Consider the following 18,436-nt stretch of genomic DNA (forward strand, 5'->3'; position numbering starts at 1 on the left):
ATGGAATTTTTCAAGATCAAACGGGACATCCCGTTCATGCGCCACGCGTTGATCCTCAACGTGATTTCGGCCGTGACCTTCCTGGCAGCGGTGTTCTTCCTGGTGACCAAGGGCCTGCATTATTCGGTCGAGTTCACCGGCGGCACCGTGATGGAGCTGCGCTACCCGCATGCCGCCGACCAGGAAAAGATCCGCGGCACGCTGCGCGGCATCGGCTACGAAGCGCCTGAAGTGGCCAGCTTCGGCACCGCGCAGGCCGTCCTGTTGCGCCTGCCGATCGTGCAGGGCGCCCCGCAGGCGGGGACCTCGGCCACCGTGTTCCAGGCCATCTGCGCGTCCGAGCAGGGCACGCCGAAGGTCACCCAGGTCACGACCGAGAAGGGCGAGCAGGTCAGCCGCACCAGCTGCGTTACAGCAAGCGGCCAGGAGCAGGTGAGCCTGCAGCGCGTCGAATACGTCGGTCCGGCAGTCGGCGAAGAGCTGGCCCAGAACGGCCTGAACGCGCTGTTGATGGTGATCGTCGGCGTGGTCGCCTACCTGGCGATCCGCTTCGAGTGGAAGTTCGCCGTCTCGGCCATCATCGCCAACCTGCACGACGTGATCATCATCCTCGGCTTCTTCGCCTTCTTCCAGTGGGAGTTCTCGCTCACGGTGCTGGCGGCGATCCTGGCGGTGCTGGGCTATTCGGTCAACGAATCGGTCGTCATCTTCGACCGGATCCGCGAGATGTTCCGCAAGCAGCGCAAGATGAGCGTGCCGGAAGTGATCGACCACGCGATCACCAGCACCATCTCGCGCACCATCATCACCCACGGTTCGACCCAGCTGATGGTGCTGTCGATGCTGTTCTTCGGCGGCCACGCGCTGCACTACTTCGCCATCGCGCTGACCATCGGCATCTGCTTCGGTATCTATTCGTCGGTGTTCGTCGCCGCCGCGCTGGCCATGTGGCTGGGCGTGAAGCGCGAAGACCTGATCAAGCCAGTGAAAGAAAAAGACGAAACCGACGGCGCAGTCGTGTAATCCCGTCTGTCGAAAAAAAATGCCGCCCAAGTAACGGGCGGCATTTTTTACATTTGGCGCAAGGAATGTGACAACTTCGGCATTTGTGTGTGTTGACGCACAGAGCCGGGCCCAACCCAACCCTATAGTGGAACTGTCTCTTTCAGGACATCCCTAGTTTTGGACTTCACCCGCTCCCTCAACCGGAGCGGGTTTTTTTTTGCCGGCGGGGCCGGCTCACAAATAGCGCGCCCATAACTCGTTGGAAAACCGGCCCGCCGGATCGACTTGCCGCTTGAGCGCGCGCAGCTGCGCCGCCTCCGGATAGGCCCGGTTGAATTGGTCCCGCGTCGCATGGAGCTGGTAGGGCAGGTAATAGCGCCCGCCGAAGCCGAGCGCCGTTTCGATCATGGCGCGGGTCCACACGCCGGCGTGGCGCTGGGCGCCCTGGCCGGTGCGTTGCTTGTAGTAGACGACGAAGGAAAACACTTCTTCTTTGGCCCAGGGCAGCAGGGATACCGGGTCCGCCGGCGAGTGGCGCACCGAGACGTTGACGACCTGGGCCTCGTGCTTGCGGATGACCAGGGCCATCGCGCGGGCAAAGCCGGTGAAATGCCGCACCGGGATGAAGTACTCCTGCAGCACATAGGTCGACATCGCGCGGGTGTGCGGCTCCAGCTCCGCCACGTCGAGGCTGGCCTCGTGGTTGCGCCACTTCACGGCAGGCTGCGCCAGCAGCAGGGGGTGGACCAGGTGGGTGCGCAACAGCTCGCCGCGCGGCAGCTCGGTCATGGCGAACAGCACGTTCTGGTTCAGCCCATACGACTGCCCGCGCGCCACCAGCCTGGCCGGTTCGGTCACGGGCCTGGCGGTCGTGCGCCACGACACGGCGACCGGGGCGTTGAACAGGGGCGGCAGCAGGTCGGCGTTATGGAAGATGCAGCCGCTGCCGTGCACTTCGCGCCGGAAGTAGCGCGGGTAGTCTTCCAGCGCCACCGCTTCGACGACGCGCTCGATGCGGGTGTTCAGGGCCAGGTCGAGTTCGACCTCGGTGATGACGCCTACCGCGCCATAGCCGCCCGCCGCGGCGCGGAACAGCTCGCGGTTACGGGTGCGCGTCGCTTCCACGATGGAACCGTCGGCCAGCACCAGCTGCAGGGCCCGGACCGAATTGACCACCGGACCGTGGCCGACATAGCGGCCGTGGGCGCTCACCGACACTGCGCCGCCCACCGTGAAATTGGAAAAGCTCTGCATCGTGTGCACTGCCAGCCCGAGCGGGTCGAGCAGGTCCTGCAGGTCGCGCCAGCGCATCCCGGCCTGCACCCGCGCCACCCGCGCGTCGGCGTCGAGCCGGACCAGCCCTTTCATGCCGCGCATGTCGAGGTGCAGGCCACCGGTGATCGCGGCCTGGCCGCCCATGCTGTAGCGTCCACCGCCGACCGCGATCTTTCCCGGCCAGTTGCGGATCGCCGCCGCGACTTCTGCGGTGGACAGGGGCGCTGCCACCCGGGATACCTGCACCGGGTACAGCCCGGTAACGTTGGCAATGGTAATGCCGGGCGCAGCCAGGGCGGGGGCCGGGAGCAGGGACAGGAGACCGGCGCCGGCCATCGCCCGGACCAGGAAGCGGCGGCGCGGCCCCTCCATGGAGCAACTGGGGGAGGTGGGTAAGGACGATTGTCGGATATTGGCCGGCTGATCCATAGAAAGTGTATTTTTTCTACGTCGCTGCGGTAGCAACGAATATGAAATTTCCAGCTTGTGTGAATCAGCGCACCGAGTGCCCTACCTCGGCCCCCTATAGTGGAACTGTCTCTTTCAGGACATCCCTAGTTTTGGACTTCACCCGCTCAGTGAGCGGGTTTTTTTTTGCCGGTGCTGTTTTCGCCACAAAGCCAGCGCTGTGTGAATCAGCGCACGGAAGCGGCCCCGGGCGGGAACTATAGTGGAACTGTCTCTTTCAGGACATCCCTAGTTTTGGACTTTGCCCGCTCATCGAGTGGGCATTTTTTTGTCTGCTAAAGCAGCGCAGCGGCCAGGCTCTTCACTTCTTCAGCCGATTCGGCCAGCACCTGGGCCAGCGTGCCTTCGCCGATGGTGAAGTCGATGGTAGCCGCACTTTCCGGCGTGGTAGCGCCGGGACGCTGGTGCAGCGGGGAAGGGAAGGGCGCCAGGTCCTTGGCCAGCAGCAGGGTGTCGCCCAGGGTTTCCGGGGGCAGTGCGCGCATGCCGTTCCAGAGCGCCTCGATCGCACCCATCACGGGTACCGGCACGCCCAGCTTGAGCAGCACGCCGCGGCCGATCGCCACTTCGCCATGTTCGAGCCAGTCTTCCGGGCCGCCGTCGAGCAGGCCGGGGAATTCCTCGGCGCGCGAGAGCAGGTAGAAGCCGCCCACTTCGTGCACGACACCGGCGAACATCGCGGTTTCCGGATCGACGAAGGAGACGCGGCGCGCGATCACCTGGGCCAGCGCGGCCACGTGGGCCGAATGGATCCACAGCTGGTCGGCCTTGGCGCGCAGGCCGGGATCGGTGATTTCGCTCGCCAGCTGGCGCACGATGACGGCGGCGGCGAGCGCCCCGAGCGTGCGAAAGCCTACCCGCGCCACCGCGGCACGGACGTTGGTGACGTCGTGCCCGGCGCGGTTATAGGCCACCGAATTGGCAATCGCGACGGTGCGCGCCGCCAGCAAGGGCTCGGCCTGCACCAGCCGCGCCGCCATGTCGGTATGGCAGTCGGGCTCGTTCAGGGCGCGCTGGAGCTTGAGCGTCGCATCGACGTTCGTGGGGAAACTGAGGTCGCCGCGGCTGGCCTGGGCGGCGATGCTCTTGAGGGCAGAGAGTCGGTCCATCGAAAAATTATACCCCCATTGCACTGCCGGGCTGACAAATATTGCCTTGCAGCATTACGCCGTCGCCTGGCGCTGCCGCTTTTCGATCACAGCTCGCTGAAGATGGCGTCGCAGCCTTCCTTCTGTTCTTCGGTGTCCTGCAGCTCGTCGGTCAGGCCCAGGTCGATCAATTCCTCGACGGCGTTCATGAAGCTGTTGAGTTTGGTCGCACCGATCAGGCGATAGATCTCGCCGGAGTCGTTGCGCACGCCGATCAGCATGCTTTCCTGCTGCACTTCGTCGAGGGGGGCGACGTCCAGCAGGATGTTGCCGATGATGTGCTTGTCGAAATGGGCAGGCTTCTTGCCGTCGATCAGGGAGGTTTTCAAGGCGATTCCTTTATTTGTCAGAAGGGTGGGAGACGCCGCCGGCGGCGATCCGGTCGCGCAGCTTGCGCAGTGCGGCGTCGAGGGCATCGAAATCGGTCGTGCCATAGCCGGCGAACAGCTGTTTGCCATGCGCGACGACCTTGGGGAACACGTCGCAGAATACCGCCTCGCCGCCCGGCGTGAGGCGCACGAAGAACGAACGCTTGTCGTCGTTGCTGCGTTCGCGCACGACGAGGCCTTTCTGCTCCAGCCGCTCGATCACCCCGGTCAGCGTGCCCTTGGTGATCAGGGTGCGCTCGCCCAGTTCCTTATAGCTCATGCCAGGGGTGTTACCCAGCGTGGCGATGATATCGAACTGCGCGTGCGTCAGCCCGTGCTGGCGCACCGATTCGCCGGAAAAACGCTCGAAGCCTTGCATGCACTCGGCCAGCAGCCGGACACTCTTTAAATATCGTTCCCCCATGGGGCAGGATTATAGCCGCCTGCAAAGCTTTATCCGAATACCGGCCGGGACGGGCGCCCTGATTGCCTTGCGCATTGTTCTGTATGATAGCGGGCCATGCGTACCACCGGGCGCCATGCCCCTTTCCCCGTATGACACCGCCGAACCGAACCGATGCAGCCTGCTGACCTGTCCCTGCTGGCACAGGAACGCCCGCTGCGCGTGCTGCTGGTGAACGCGGGCGAGCCGGACATGCTGACCTGGTCCGGCCTGGTCCAGCCGCTGCGCCTTGCAGCCAAGCTGCTGGGGCCCGAACTGCTGCACGTGGACGTGCGCAGCCCCGACAAATTCATGGCCGACGCCCAGCGCTACTGGCACCTGGTGCTGCTGGTGGCCGACGAAGCGGAAGCCGCGCTGCGGCCCGCCAACTGCCGCGCCCTGGTCGAGCGCTGCCGCGCCGCGCCGTTCTGGGGCGGGGTCGGCGCCGGCGTGCTGTGGCTGGCCGACGCCGGCGCCCTGCATGGCATCCGCACCGCGCTGCCCTGGGCCTTGTACCCCGACACCAATGCGCTGGCCGAGCAGGCCCTGTTCACACCGAACCTGTTCGAAGTCGACGGCAACCGCCTGACCTGCTGCGGCGGCGCCGCCAGCATCGATTTCGCCCTGACCCTGGTCGAGATGCTGTTCGGCGGCGCGGTGCAGGCCCAGGTCAAGGAAATCCTGTGCGTGGACCGGGTGCGCGGCAAGGACGAGCGCCAGCGGGTGGCGCTGCAGGCCCGCTTCGGCACCCTGCAGCCCAAGCTCACCGAGGCGGTGGCGCTGATGGAAGCGAATATCGAAGAGCCGCTGTCGACCGACGAAATCGCCCAGCTGTCGGGCGTCTCGCGGCGCCAGCTCGAGCGCCTGTTCAAGCAATACCTCGGCAGCCTGCCTTCGCGCTACTACCTCGAGCTGCGCCTGCAGCGGGCCCGCAAGCTGCTCATCGAAACGAATAATTCGATCGTGCAGGTGGGGCTGATGTGCGGGTTCTCGTCGGGCTCGCACTTTTCGACGGCGTTTGGGGCGCTGTTCGGGAATACGCCGCGGGAGGAACGGCAGAGGAAGCTGGGGCAGTAGGATGCCTGTTAATGCAGAAGTCGCACTCGGCACATAGTGGCGCCACCGGCGTGGGCTCGCAAACCGTAATCGCATCCTTTCACCCGCTCCCTCAGCATCGTCATCCCGGCGAAGGCCGGGATCCAATTCCTATGAACAGTGCGAACGCAAGCGATACCGAAACGCGCCGAACTTAGGCGGTACAGTGCCAGTGGCACTGTACCGGCCTTCGCCGGTACGACGTGCTGGCGGTGCCTCAAGAGGTCCTTTACGGGTATGCCGACGGGACGTACCAAAGACCCCTTGCCATTCCCACAATCTTTCTCCGACTAAAAACGAAAATCCCTGTCGCAGTTCTGCAAGAACTTGTGGGGGTGGGTTTCTATAATGGCTTCAACCTGCGCGGCGCTTCAAGCCGCGCGCAACCTTCGTGAAAGATGAGGAAGAAGCCATGAACGCAAAGCTTGATTCGGGTGTCACCACGCGGCCTGTCACTCGGCAGACCTTCGACGAAGTCCTCGTCCCGACCTATGCCCCGGCTGCCATGGTGCCGGTGCGCGCGGCGGGCCTGGAAGTGTGGGACCAGGAAGGCAAGCGTTACCTCGACTTCACCTCGGGCATCGCCGTCTCGAGCCTCGGCCACTGCAACCCGGCCCTGGTCGAAGCAGTGACCAAGCAGGTCAACACCCTCTGGCACCTGGGTAATGGCTACACCAACGAGCCGGTGCTGCGTCTTGGTTCGGCCCTGACCGAAGCCACCTTCGCCGACCGCGCCTTCTTCTGCAATTCGGGCGCCGAAGCCAACGAAGCGGCCCTCAAGCTCGCGCGCAAGTACGCACACACGAAATTCGGCCCGCACAAGTCGCGCATCGTGTCCTGCCTGTCGTCCTTCCACGGCCGTACGCTGTTCACCGTGTCGGTGGGCGGCCAGCCGAAGTACACCGAAGGATTCGAGCCGCTGCCGCAGGAACTGAGCCACATCCCATACAACGACATCGAAGCGGCGCGCGCCGCGATCCTTGATGATGTCGCCGCCGTGATCGTCGAGCCGATCCAGGGCGAGGGCGGCGTCATCCCGGGCGACAAGGCATACCTCAAGGCGCTGCGCGAGTTCTGCGACGCGACTGGCGCGCTGCTGGTGTTCGACGAAGTGCAGTCGGGTGTGGGCCGTACCGGCAGCTTCTACGCCTATCAGCAGATGGAAGTCACCCCGGACATCCTGACCTCGGCCAAGGCACTCGGCAACGGCTATCCGATCGGCGCCATGCTGACCACCGAAGAGATTGCGCAGCACTTCGGCGTCGGTTCGCACGGCACCACTTATGGCGGCAATCCGCTGGCGGCGACCGTCGGCCTGAAGGTCGTCGAGACCATCAGCAACCCAGGCTTCCTGGCGCGCGTGGTTGAAGCCAGCGACAAGATCTTCGCCAACCTGAATAAGCTCTCGGCCGACTACCCGCAGGTATTCGGCAAGCCGCGCGGCATGGGCCTGCTCATCGGCCTGCCGATGGCCGAAGCCTACAAGGGCCGTTCCAAGGACTACACCAAGCTGGCCGAGAAACTCGGCCTGATGCTGCTCATCGCCGGCCCCGACGTGGTGCGCCTGGCGCCGGCGCTGGTGGTGTCGGACGAGCAGATCGCGGAAGCGGATCGCCTGATGCGCCAAGCCGTCGACGCCTTCGTCGCCGCCTGATCCACGCCGTGTCCCGGCCGGCCCGCTGTCAGCAGCGCGGCCGGCCGCGCCGTTTGACCAGATCGATTGATCTCTTTCAGGAGTTCGCATGTATGTAGTCCGTCCGGTAGAACGCGGTGATATCGGCGCCCTCGAGGTATTGGGGGCGGTCTCGATTCCCGGCGTGCACACGCTGCCGCGCACGCGCGAAGCGATCGTCGCGTCGGTCGAGCGTTCGATCGCTTCCTTCGCCGCCCAGGTCGATATCCCGAGCGAGGAGTCCTACCAGTTCGTGCTGGAAGACCTGCGCACGCATGAAGTGATCGGCACCTCGTCGATCCATGCGTCGGCCGGCTCGAACGGTACCTATTTTGCGTTCCGCAACGACGTGATCCAGCAGGTCTCGCGCGACCTGAACATCAGCCACAGCGTGCACGCGCTGACCCTGTGCTCGGAACTGACGGCCTATTCGCATTTGTCGGGCTTTTATATCCGCAACCGCGACAGCGCAGGCAGCGAAGCTGCGCTGCTGTCGCGCGCGCGCCTGCTGTATGCCGTGCTGGCGCCGCACCGCTTTGGCGACCGTTTCTTCGTGCCGCTGGCCGGCGTCACCGACTCCGATGGCCAGTCGGCCTTCTGGAACGCGCTGGGCCGCAAGTTCTTCAAGATGGACTTCCTCGAGGCCGAACGCGTCATCGACGGCGCCCGCAACCGCACCCTGATCGTCGAGCTGATGCCGCACTATCCGGTCTACGTGCCGCTGCTGCCGGGTGACGCCCAGGCCGCGCTGGGCCAGATCCACCCGAGCGGCGAACTCGCCTTCGACCTGCTGGCCCAGGAAGGCTTCGAAGCCGACGAATACATCGATATCTTCGACGGCGGCCCGATCCTGCAGGCGCACCGCAATTCGCTGCGCTCGTTCTGCGGCTCGCACCAGCGCCAGGTCGAGAATGCCCGGATTGACGCGCCGCTCGAATCGCTGGTGACCTATGCGGTGGCCAGCACCGAACAGAACTTCCGCGCCGTCATCACCGCCTGCCCGCCGGTCGACACCGCCCAGGCCATTTGCCTGTCGCGCGAGGCCCAGCAGGCGCTGGGTGTATCCGCGGGCGACAGCGTCACCTGCGTGCGTATCTGAAAGAGGACTCCATGCTCGTAATCCGTGCAATTCAAACTTCCGACCTGGACGCCCTGATGGAAATGGCGCGCCAGGCCGGAAGCGGCATGACCACCCTCAAGCCCGACCTCAAGATGCTGGGCGACCGCATCGCCACCGCGGTGGAATCGTTCAACGAAACCATCCCGCCCGAAGAGCGCGACTACATGTTCGTGCTCGAGCACACGGCGCATGCTGGCGAGCCTGCCCGCATCGCCGGCGTTTGCGCGATCAAGGGCGCGGTGGGCCTCACCGAGCCGTTCTACAACTACCGTATCGGCACCCTGGTGCACTGCAGCCGCGAACTGAACGTGTTCACGCGCATGGAAACCCTGTACCTGTCGAACGACCTGACCGGCTCGACCGAACTGTGCTCGCTGTTCCTGCTGCCGCAATACCGCGCCGGCTTCAACGGCAAGTGGCTGTCGAAAAGCCGCTTCCTGTTCATCGCCCAGTTCAAGCACATGTTCACCGAGAAGATCATCGCCGAGATGCGCGGCTACCAGGACGAACAGGGCGTCTCGCCCTTTTACGAAGGCCTGGGCCGGCATTTCTTCAAGATGGACTTCAACCATGTGGACGGCCTCACCGCGATCGGCAAGAAATCCTTCATCGCCGAACTGATGCCGCGCCAGCCGCTCTACGTCGACTACCTGCCGGAATCGGCGCGCGAAGTCATCGGCCAGGTGCACACCTCGACCCTGCCGGCGCGCAAGCTGCTGGAAAACGAAGGCATGCATTACGAAGGTTATGTCGACATTTTTGACGCCGGCCCGGTGCTGCAGGGACGCGTGTCCGAGCTGCGCGCGGTGCGCGACAGCGTGCTGGCCACCGCCGCAGAAGGCGTGCCGGACGGCGAGACCGAGCACGTGCTGGTCTCGAACACCAAGCTGGCCGATTTCCGCATGATCCTCACCCGCGCCGTCCCCGGCGCCAACCGCGTCGCATTGACCGCCCAGGAACTCTCGCAGCTGCACGTGCAGGCCGGCGACGAAGTGCGGACGCTGACCCTCAACGCAAGGAAGAACGCGCATGGCTAATCTGTCGAACTACATCAATGGCGAATGGCTCGCCGGCAGCGGCACGGAACTCGCCACCATCGACCCGTCGACCGGCCGCCAGACCTGGACCAGCAAGCAGTCCACCACGGAAGACGTGCAGCAGGCAGTGACCGCCGCCCGTGCGCAGTTCGAATCCTGGGCGCTGGCGCCCCTGGAAGAGCGCATCCTTGTGGCCACGCGTTTCCGCGACCTGCTGAAGGAACATGCCGAAGAACTGGCCGGCATCATCGCCGAAGAAGTCGGTAAACCATTGTGGGAAGCGCGTACCGAAGTGGCCACCATGGCCAACAAGATCGACATCTCGGTGCAGTCCTACGGCGCGCGTACCGGCGAAGTGGCCGGCAAGGTCGCCGACGGCAATGCCGTGCTGCGCCACCGCCCGCACGGCGTGTTCGCGGTCTACGGCCCGTACAACTTCCCCGGCCACCTGCCGAATGGCCACATCGTGCCGGCCCTGATCGCCGGGAACACCGTTGTCTTCAAGCCGAGCGAATATGCGCCGCGTACCGCTGTAAAAACCGTGCAGCTGTGGGAGCAGGCCGGCCTGCCGAAGGGCGTGCTGAACCTGGTCAACGGCGGCCGCGATACCGGCGTGGCGCTCGGCCAGGCCCTTGACATCGACGGCATCCTGTTCACCGGCAGCAGCCAGACCGGCGCCGCCCTGCACAAGCAATTCGGCGGCCAGCCGGGCAAGATGCTGGCACTGGAAATGGGCGGCAACAACCCGCTGGTGGTCTGGGATATTCCGGTCGATAGCAAGGAATTCGACGCCGCCGTGCACCATACCGTGATGTCGGCCTTCATTTCGGCCGGCCAGCGCTGCACCTGTGCGCGCCGCCTGGTCATCCAGGACACGCCCGCAGGACAGGCATTTCTTGACCGTTTGGTAAAAATCGCCTCGACCCTGCAGGTTGGCGCCTCGAACGCCGAGCCACAGCCCTTCATGGGTCCGGTGGTATCAAGCACGGTCGCTGCGCGCCTGGTCGAAGCGCAGGCCGGCATGGCTGCCAAGGGCGGCAAGGTGCTGCTGCAGATGAAGCAGCCCGATCCGAACACCGGTTTCGTCACTGCCGGCATCGTCGACACCACCGACGCCCAGGACATCCCGGACGAAGAGTGGTTCGGCCCGCTGCTGCAGGTGATCCGCGTGAAGGACTTCGACGCCGCGTTGCGCGCTGCAAATGCCACCGAATTCGGCCTGGCCGCAGCGCTGTTGTCGCCGTCGGAAGAACTGTGGAAGCGCTTCGCCGTGCGCGCCCGCGCCGGTATCGTCAACTGGAACCGCCCGACCACGGGCGCTGCCAGCTCGGCGCCGTTCGGCGGCGTCGGCAAGTCGGGCAACCACCGCCCGAGCGCCTATTACGCGGCCGATTACTGCGCCTATCCGGTCGCCTCGATCGAGACGTCCGAACTTGAACTGCCGGCCAAGCTGTCGCCGGGACTGAGCTTCTGATTATGCGTACCGCTCGCGAATATAACTTCGATGGCCTGGTTGGGCCGTCCCACAACTACGCCGGCCTCTCGTTCGGCAACGTCGCCTCGTTCAGCAATGTGCGCAGCAGCTCGAACCCGCGCCAGGCTGCCCTGCAGGGCCTGGCCAAGATGCGCGCACTGGCCGCACGCGGCTTTGCCCAGGCAGTGATGCCGCCGCAGGCGCGTCCGAACTTCCGCCTGCTGCGCCGTATCGGCTTCTCGGGCACCGACGCCGACGTGCTGGCACGTGCTTACCGTGAAGCGCCGGTGATCCTGGCCTGTGCTTACTCGGCCGCGCCGATGTGGACCGCCAACGCGGCCACCGTCAGCCCCTCGAGCGATACGCAGGATGGCCGCGTGCATTTCACGGCGGCGAACCTGAACAACAAGCTGCACCGCTCGGAAGAGCACGTGCAGGCGACGCGCACGCTGCGCGCGATCTTTGGCGACAGCGACCACTTCATGGTGCATGACGCACTGCCGCCGGTGCCGGCCTTCGGCGACGAGGGCGCGGCCAACCACACCCGTTTTGCCGGCTCGCACGGCGCGGCCGGCGTCGAGTTCTTTGTCTACGGCCGGGTGGAGTTCGACCCGTCCGCGCCGAGCCCGAAGAAATACCCGGCGCGCCAGACCCTCGAAGCTTCGCAGGCAGTCGCACGCCTGCACGGACTGGATCCGGCGCGCACCGTGTTCGCGTCGCAGAACCCGGAGGTGATCGACCAGGGCGTGTTCCATAACGACGTGATTGCAGTCGGCAACGGCAACGTGCTGTTCTATCACGACCAGGCCTTCCTCGATGAAGCCGGCACCCTCGAGGCATTGCGCCGCGCGCTGGCCGTGGTGGACACCGAGCTGCTGCCGGTACGGGTGGCAACCGGGCAGGTGCCGGTGGCCGACGCGGTGGCCAGCTACCTGTTCAACAGCCAGCTCCTGAGCAAGCCGGATGGCGGCATGGCGCTGCTGGTGCCGCACGAATGCCGCGAGAACGAGGCGGTGGCACGTTACCTGGACGGCCTGGTGGCCGGCGGCGGGCCGATCGACGAGCTGCTCGAGTTCGACCTGCGCCAGAGCATGCGCAATGGCGGCGGCCCTGCCTGCCTGCGCCTGCGCGTGGCCTTGAGCGACGACGAAGCGCGCGCCATGCACCAGGGTGTGGTCATGACCGAAGCCCTGTATGCGAAGCTGGTGCCCTGGGTCGAACAGTATTACCGCGACCGCATCGAGCCGAAAGACCTGGCCGACCCGCAGCTGGCGAACGAATGCCTGGCTGCCCTTGAGGAACTCGAACGCATCCTTGGCCTGCCGGGTCTTTACGACCTGTCTTGAGCCTGCGTGGGGCCAAGCGGAACGGGCGTGACCCAGCCCGCATGGCATGTTCTAATAACGGATTGGCGCACCCGGGAATGCTGCGGCGCACACGGAATTCGGACGGGACACCCCCGTCCAATATAGAGCCAGGGCAGCGCTAAGCCACAAGCTGACAAGCGCGCCGGGCACACAAACTTTGGAGAAGCAAATGAAAGACATGTCACAAGATCTGCGTAACCAGACGCTCGCTCTGGTGAATGCAAACCACGCCGCCGCCGGCGACGCCAAGCAGGTGGGCGCGCTGATCAGCGCGTGGCTCGGATCGCTCGACGACGAAGACCTGGCTGGCACCTCGCCGGAGAGCCTGGCGCCGGTGCTGTGGGAAGGTTTCTCGCAGCTGGCCCAGCGCACCGGCCCTGGTTGCCAGATCGCGCAGATGCAGTATTCCGACGGACGTGGCGGCATGGCTACCGCATTGCTGATCCTGAACGCCGACATGCCTTACCTGGTCGACTCCTTCGTCATGGCCCTGCGCAAGGAGCGCCAGATCGCCACCGGCGTGATGAACGCCGTGCTGGCCGTGCGCCGCGATGCCGCAGGCGCCGCCACCTCGGTCGGCGAAGCCGGCGCCCCGCTCGAATCGATCGTGCTGGTGCTGCTCAACGACGAACTCGAATTCGCCGAACTCGACGCGCTGACCGCGCGCATCCGCATGGTGGCCAACGATGCCGCCGTGGTGCACCGCGACGCCGTCAAGATGGCCGACCGCATGACCGCCGTCGCAGCCGCCGCTGCCCAGGCAGGCAGCGCCGAAGGCCAGGAAGTCGCGGCCTTCCTCGAATGGGCCAAGAACGAAGGCTTCGAACCCTTCGGCTACGCCTATTACATGGTCAAGGAAGGCGTGCGCGAACTCGAACGCGACGTCCCGAGCCGCGTCGGCGTGCTGCAAGATACTGCACACCCGGTCTACGGCACCTGCCTGGCCAACATCCCGGGCGACTTCGAAACCCTGTCGCGCCGTGCCGACACCCTGTCAATCGTGAAAGCCGACGTCGAGGGCACCCTGCACCGCGACCAGCCGCTGGACTTCATCGGCGTGCGCAACACCGACGCGCAAGGGCGCATCCTGGGCGAGCACTGTTTTGTGGGCCTGTTTACCCGCGCCGCCACCTCGACCCCGCTGGCGCGCCTGCCGTTCGCGCGCGGCCGCGTCGCCAAGGTGCTGTCGATCGCCGGTGTGCGCCAGGAAGGCTTCCGCGCCGAGAAATTCGTCGAGATCCTCGAATCGCTGCCGCGCACCGAAGCGCTGGAAGCCGATCCGGAATGGCTGGCCCAGGTGTGCAGCTCGGTCGTGTCGCTGTACAAGCAACCGCGCCCGAAAGTCTTCGCACGCCGCGACGTCTATGCGCGCCACCTGAACGTACTGGTCTACCTGCCGCGCGAGCGCTACAGCGCCCAGGTCGCCGCCGGCCTGGCCGCAGCCCTCAAGGAAAGCTCGGGCGCCAGCGAGGTGCGTTCGCAGACCCTGGTGGCCGATGGTCCGCTGGCCCGCGTCTACCTGATCGCGCACGCCGCACGCAACCCGCTCGACCTGGAAACCGACATCCAGCAGCCGCTGCTGTCGGTGCTGGACGGCTGGCATGACCGGTTCGCCGTGCTGACCAACGGCGTCGACGAGCACACCCAGCGCAGCAGCCTGCGCAAGCTCGGCGCCAACCTGCCGGTGAGCTTCGTCACCGCCACGGCACCGGAAACCGCGTTCAGCGACCTGCAGGCCCTGCTCCAGAACGGCCAGCAGCAACGCGTCGCCGTGCGCGTCGAACCTGGCAGCGGCGCCGGCAATGCCGCCGCAGGCGCCTCGATCCGCCTGTACTCGGGCGAAGTCGTGCCTTCGCTGTCGCGCATCCTGCCGGCACTGCAGAACGCCGGCATCGCAGTCGACCGCGAGCAGACCTGGACCATCAAGACCGCCGACGGCGCGCGCCACCACGTCACCGCCCTGGCGGTGGACGACGAGAGCGGCGCCAAGCTGGTCAAGCAGGGCATCATTCCGGTGGCCGAAGAACTGTTCACCGCGCTGTTCAATGGCGAAGCCGAAGACGGCCGCATGAACGGCCTGACCATCGAAGGCGGCCTGGCCATGCGCGAAGTGCAGCTGGTACGCGCCTACATCAGCTACTGGCGCCAGCTCGGCTCGAAGTTCTCGGTGCGCTACATGGCCGAGACCCTGCGCACCCAGCCGGCCCTGGTGAAGGAATTCGTCACCGCCTTCCTGCTGCGTTTCGATCCGAAACTGGGCGAGTCCGAGCATGCCGCCGGCACCGCCAAGCTGGCCGCGCTCAAGGCCGGCCTGTCGAGCGTGAACCACGCCGACACCGAAGAAATCATGGCCGCACTGGTCGACCTGGCGCTGGCCACCGTGCGCACCAACTACTTCCAGAACGAGGGCGAAAAGCTGATCTTCAAGGTCGACACCAGCAACCTGGTGCTGGCCCCGGAGCCGCGCCCTTACCGCGAAATCTACGTGTTTTCGCGCCGCTTCGAAGGCGTGCACCTGCGCGGCGGCCCGGTCGCCCGCGGCGGCCTGCGCTGGTCGGACCGCATGGAAGACTACCGCACCGAAGTGCTGGGCCTGGTGAAGGCGCAGATGGTGAAGAACGCCGTCATCGTGCCGGCCGGCTCGAAGGGCGGCTTCGTGTGCAAGCAGATGCCGACCAATGCCCCACGTGAAGCCGTCGCGCTTGAGGGCGAATCGGTCTACCGCCTGTTCATCGCCAGCCTGCTGGAAGTGACCGACAACCGCGTGCGTGGCGCCATCGTCCCGCCGGAAAACACCGTGCGCTACGACCAGGACGACCCGTACCTGGTGGTAGCCGCCGACAAGGGCACCGCGACCTTCTCGGACATCGCCAACAGCATCGCCGTCAAGCGCGGCTTCTGGCTGGGCGACGCTTTTGCGTCGGGCGGCTCGAACGGCTACGACCACAAGAAGATGGGCATCACCGCCAAGGGCGCGTTCGAAGCCGTCAAGCGCCACTTCTATGAACTGGGCCACGACATGATGACCACCCCGATCACCATGGTCGGCGTGGGCGACATGTCGGGCGACGTGTTCGGCAACGGCGTGCTGCTGTCGCGCCAGCTGAAGGTGCTGGCTGCCTTCGACCACCGCCATATCTTCCTGGACCCTACCCCGGACGTCGAAGTCTCCTTCAACGAGCGCCAGCGCATGTTCGCGCTGCCGCGTTCGTCGTGGGAAGACTATGACAAGAGCCTGATCTCGCAGGGCGGCGGCGTGTACCCACGCTCGGCGCGCTCGATCGAGCTGACCCCGGAAGTGCGCGCTGCGCTGGACATCCAGGAAACCTCGCTGGCACCTGAAGAACTGATGCACCGCATCCTGCTGGCCCCGGTCGACCTGTTCTACAACGGCGGCATCGGTACCTACATCAAGGCATCAAGCGAAAGCCATGCGCAGGTGAAAGACCGCGCCAATGACCGTATCCGCGTCAATGGCAGCGAACTGCGCTGCAAGGTCGTGTCCGAAGGCGGCAACCTGGGCGCGACCCAGGCCGGCCGTATCGAGTTCGCCCTGAATGGCGGCCGTATCTTCACCGATGCGATCGACAACTCGGCCGGCGTGGATTGCTCCGACCATGAAGTCAACATCAAGATCTGGCTCGACACCGAAGTCAATGCCGGCGAGCTGCCGGAAGGCGACCGTAACCGCATCCTGAACGAGATGACCGGCGACGTCGAACGCCTGGTCCTGCGCGACAACACGCAGCAGACCCACCTGCTGACCCGCGAAGCGCAGGCGCAGGCAACCGGTTCGACCGTGGACGGCTATGCCGCCCTGATCACCAACCTGGAATCGGAAGGCGCCGTGTCGCGCGAACTGGAACAGCTGCCGAGCGACGCCGAATTGCAGCGCCGCAAGGCACTGGGCCTGGGCCTGTCGGCACCGGAACTGGCGGTCGTTGTCGCCAACGTCAAGAACCGCTTCAAGCGGACCCTGTCGGCACTCGACCTCACCAGCGAATCGTGGGCCGACTCGCTGCTGCGCCCTTACTTCCCTGCCCAGCTGGTGGCCACCCGCAATCCGCTGAACCACCCGCTGGCCAATACCATCCTGGCCACCGTACTGGCCAACGAAGCGGTCAACCGCTGCGGCCCGCTGATGCTGCGCGACCTGGCAGCCGAGCACCGCGTCGATGAAACCGAAGTGGTCAAGGCCTGGGCCAGGGCCTGGTCGGCGCTGCACCTGGCGCCGGTATTCGACGCGCTCGACGCCGATGCATTGACCGTGCCGCGTGACGTGTCGATGGCGGTCGATGCCCGTACCCGTGCGCTGCTGCGCGCCGTGATCGAAGGCGTGCTGTCGCTGCCAGCCGGTACCGACGGCATGGCGGAACTGTCCTCGCTGTTCGGCCAGGCCGACCAGCTGCGCAGCCTGACCCCGGCCCGTTCGGAAGCCGATGGCCACAGCGGCATGCCGGCATCGTTCACCGCAGCCTGGAAAGCCGTCGAGACCATCGAGTCGCTGGCGACCTTCCTGTTCGCGGCGGTATCGGTGCAGCGTCCAAGCGGCATGAGCCTGGCCCAGTTCCTGCAGGTCGGCATGGCGCTGCGCCAGCAGGCCGGCATCGACACCCTGGAACGCGGCCTGAAGCTGCCGGCCCAGGGCAAGGCCCAGGAACAGCTGCGCAACTACGCGATGCAGGCATTGCGCCGCACCCAGCAGCGCCTGCTGCTGCAGGTGATCGAGCGTGCCGGCCATGGCGGCGATGCGCTGGCGGCTGTCGCCGAGGTCACCAAGGCGCGCGGCCTGACGGGCTTTGCCCAGCCGGTCGAGCTCGAGCAAGCCATGCTGGACGTCTGGGCGCTGTCGGAAGGCTCGAGCCCGGATCGCCTGGCAGCCTGAAAGATGAACGCCGACCCAAGGAGCGCAGCCGAATCGGGTGCGCTGCCGGAAGCGGTGCGGCTCCTTGCCGGAGGTGACTTCAGCACGGTGGCGCAGCGCTTCACGGAGGCTGGCTTTGCGGTCGGCCTGCCGGCGGCCGGCATCCTCACGGTCAAGGCGGCGGTAGCGGATGCCGCCCGCCCGGCCGTGCTGGTGTCGGTGGGCGTGCATGGCGACGAGACCGGGCCGATCGAAATGGTCGCCTGGCTCATCGAAGCCCTGTCGCACACACCGCGCGCGCTGGCGGTGGACCTGATGCTCTGCGTCGGCAGCATCGACGCGATCGCGGTGGGCAAGCGGTTCATCGATGCGGACCTGAACCGCATGTTCCGTAGCGAACGTGGTGCGCTGGCCGGCACCTTCGAGGCGGCGCGTGCCGACACGATCATCGCGGCGACGGTGGACTTCTTTGCAGGGGCGGGGCCGGCGCGCTGGCACCTGGACCTGCACACGGCCATCCGTCCCTCGCACTACCCGATGTTCGCGATCGTGCCGGAGCTGATCGCGGAGGAACGGCGCAAGGCCTTGATCGACTGGCTGGGACAGGCGGCGATTGGCGCCGTCATCATGAATCCGAAGTCGGTGGGTACCTACAGCTATTATTCGAGCGAGCACCATGGCGCCGCGGGCACCACCGTGGAGCTGGGGCGGGTCGGGACGCTGGGGCAGAACGATTTGTCGCAGTTTGCCGATGCCTCCCAAGCGCTGGACCAGCTGCTGCGCGGGCAAGCCGGTGCGGCAGCCAAGGTCGCGCCGCATGTGTTTGCCACGGCGCGGCAGGTGATCAAGCTGTCGGATGCCTTCTCCATGTCGGTGGGGCGCGATACCTGGAACTTCACGCCCATGAAAAAGGGCGAGGTCATCGCGACCGATGGCGACACGGTGTATACCGTGGAGCATGACGAGGAGCTGGTGGTGTTTCCGAATCCGGATGTGCGGGTTGGATTGCGCGCGGGGCTGATGGTGACGCGGATCGGCTGATCAACAAACTTGGGTCCCGGCCTGCGCCGGGACGACGGTCTTATGGCCAACACAATAAGC

General features: G+C 65.7%; 13 protein-coding genes. 9 read left to right on the forward strand and 4 right to left on the reverse strand.

Annotated features, from left to right (window positions below; translation table 11 throughout):
• A complete protein-coding gene (gene secF / locus HGB41_RS22005) occupies nt 1–1,023 on the forward strand; it encodes a protein translocase subunit SecF (protein ID WP_171088451.1) in 1,023 nt (340 codons plus the stop codon).
• A gap of 216 nt (nt 1,024–1,239) precedes the next feature.
• On the opposite strand, the gene HGB41_RS22010 is transcribed toward secF, so the two are convergent.
• The 4 genes from HGB41_RS22010 to HGB41_RS22025 all read right to left on the reverse strand — a co-directional run bounded on the left by HGB41_RS22010 (nt 1,240) and on the right by HGB41_RS22025 (nt 4,643).
• A complete protein-coding gene (locus tag HGB41_RS22010) occupies nt 1,240–2,652 on the reverse strand; it encodes an FAD-binding oxidoreductase (protein WP_229423172.1) in 1,413 nt (470 codons plus the stop codon).
• Nucleotides 2,653–3,023: 371 nt separating this feature from the next.
• Entirely contained in the window at nt 3,024–3,857 is an 834-nt protein-coding gene (locus HGB41_RS22015) for an HDOD domain-containing protein (protein WP_171088452.1), read from the reverse strand.
• An 86-nt stretch (nt 3,858–3,943) separates the two neighbouring features.
• Nucleotides 3,944–4,225: a hypothetical protein gene (locus tag HGB41_RS22020; RefSeq protein ID WP_171088453.1), complete on the reverse strand. Its 282-nt coding sequence runs from the start codon at nt 4,223–4,225 to the stop codon at nt 3,944–3,946.
• 10 nt (nt 4,226–4,235) lie between these two features.
• Nucleotides 4,236–4,643 (reverse strand): MarR family winged helix-turn-helix transcriptional regulator, encoded by a 408-nt coding sequence (locus HGB41_RS22025; protein ID WP_229423173.1) that lies wholly within the window; start codon nt 4,641–4,643, stop codon nt 4,236–4,238.
• A gap of 198 nt (nt 4,644–4,841) precedes the next feature.
• Between HGB41_RS22025 and HGB41_RS22030 the strand changes: the two genes are divergently transcribed.
• The 8 genes from HGB41_RS22030 (at nt 4,842) to HGB41_RS22065 (ending at nt 18,376) form a co-directional block, all read left to right on the forward strand.
• Nucleotides 4,842–5,783 (forward strand): GlxA family transcriptional regulator, encoded by a 942-nt coding sequence (locus HGB41_RS22030; RefSeq protein ID WP_171088455.1) that lies wholly within the window; start codon nt 4,842–4,844, stop codon nt 5,781–5,783.
• 430 nt (nt 5,784–6,213) lie between these two features.
• Nucleotides 6,214–7,455, forward strand: a complete 1,242-nt coding sequence (locus tag HGB41_RS22035; protein ID WP_171088456.1) for an acetylornithine/succinyldiaminopimelate transaminase — start codon at nt 6,214–6,216, stop codon at nt 7,453–7,455.
• An 88-nt stretch (nt 7,456–7,543) separates the two neighbouring features.
• Complete coding sequence (locus HGB41_RS22040; RefSeq protein WP_171088457.1) at nt 7,544–8,572, forward strand: arginine N-succinyltransferase; 1,029 nt, start codon at nt 7,544–7,546, stop codon at nt 8,570–8,572.
• 11 nt (nt 8,573–8,583) lie between these two features.
• Nucleotides 8,584–9,630, forward strand: coding sequence for an arginine N-succinyltransferase (gene astA / locus HGB41_RS22045; RefSeq protein WP_171088458.1), 1,047 nt, complete (start codon nt 8,584–8,586; stop codon nt 9,628–9,630).
• Nucleotides 9,623–11,104 carry a succinylglutamate-semialdehyde dehydrogenase gene (gene astD / locus HGB41_RS22050; protein WP_171088459.1) on the forward strand — a complete coding sequence of 494 codons (1,482 nt, stop codon included), beginning with the start codon at nt 9,623–9,625 and terminating at the stop codon, nt 11,102–11,104. The genes astA and astD overlap by 8 nt, the downstream gene beginning before the upstream one ends.
• A 2-nt stretch (nt 11,105–11,106) precedes the next feature.
• Nucleotides 11,107–12,450, forward strand: a complete 1,344-nt coding sequence (astB, locus tag HGB41_RS22055; protein WP_171088460.1) for an N-succinylarginine dihydrolase — start codon at nt 11,107–11,109, stop codon at nt 12,448–12,450.
• Nucleotides 12,451–12,640: 190 nt separating this feature from the next.
• A complete protein-coding gene (locus HGB41_RS22060; protein ID WP_171088461.1) occupies nt 12,641–17,356 on the forward strand; it encodes an NAD-glutamate dehydrogenase domain-containing protein in 4,716 nt (1,571 codons plus the stop codon).
• Between the two features lie 3 nt (nt 17,357–17,359).
• The gene (locus tag HGB41_RS22065) at nt 17,360–18,376 is read left to right on the forward strand and encodes a succinylglutamate desuccinylase (RefSeq protein WP_171088462.1); all 1,017 of its coding nucleotides are present in this window, start codon (nt 17,360–17,362) and stop codon (nt 18,374–18,376) included.
• Nucleotides 18,377–18,436 lie beyond the last annotated feature (60 nt).

Origin of the sequence: Telluria aromaticivorans, from assembly GCF_013003915.1 — a bacterium.
Taxonomy (GTDB): Bacteria; Pseudomonadota; Gammaproteobacteria; order Burkholderiales; family Burkholderiaceae_D; genus Telluria; species Telluria aromaticivorans.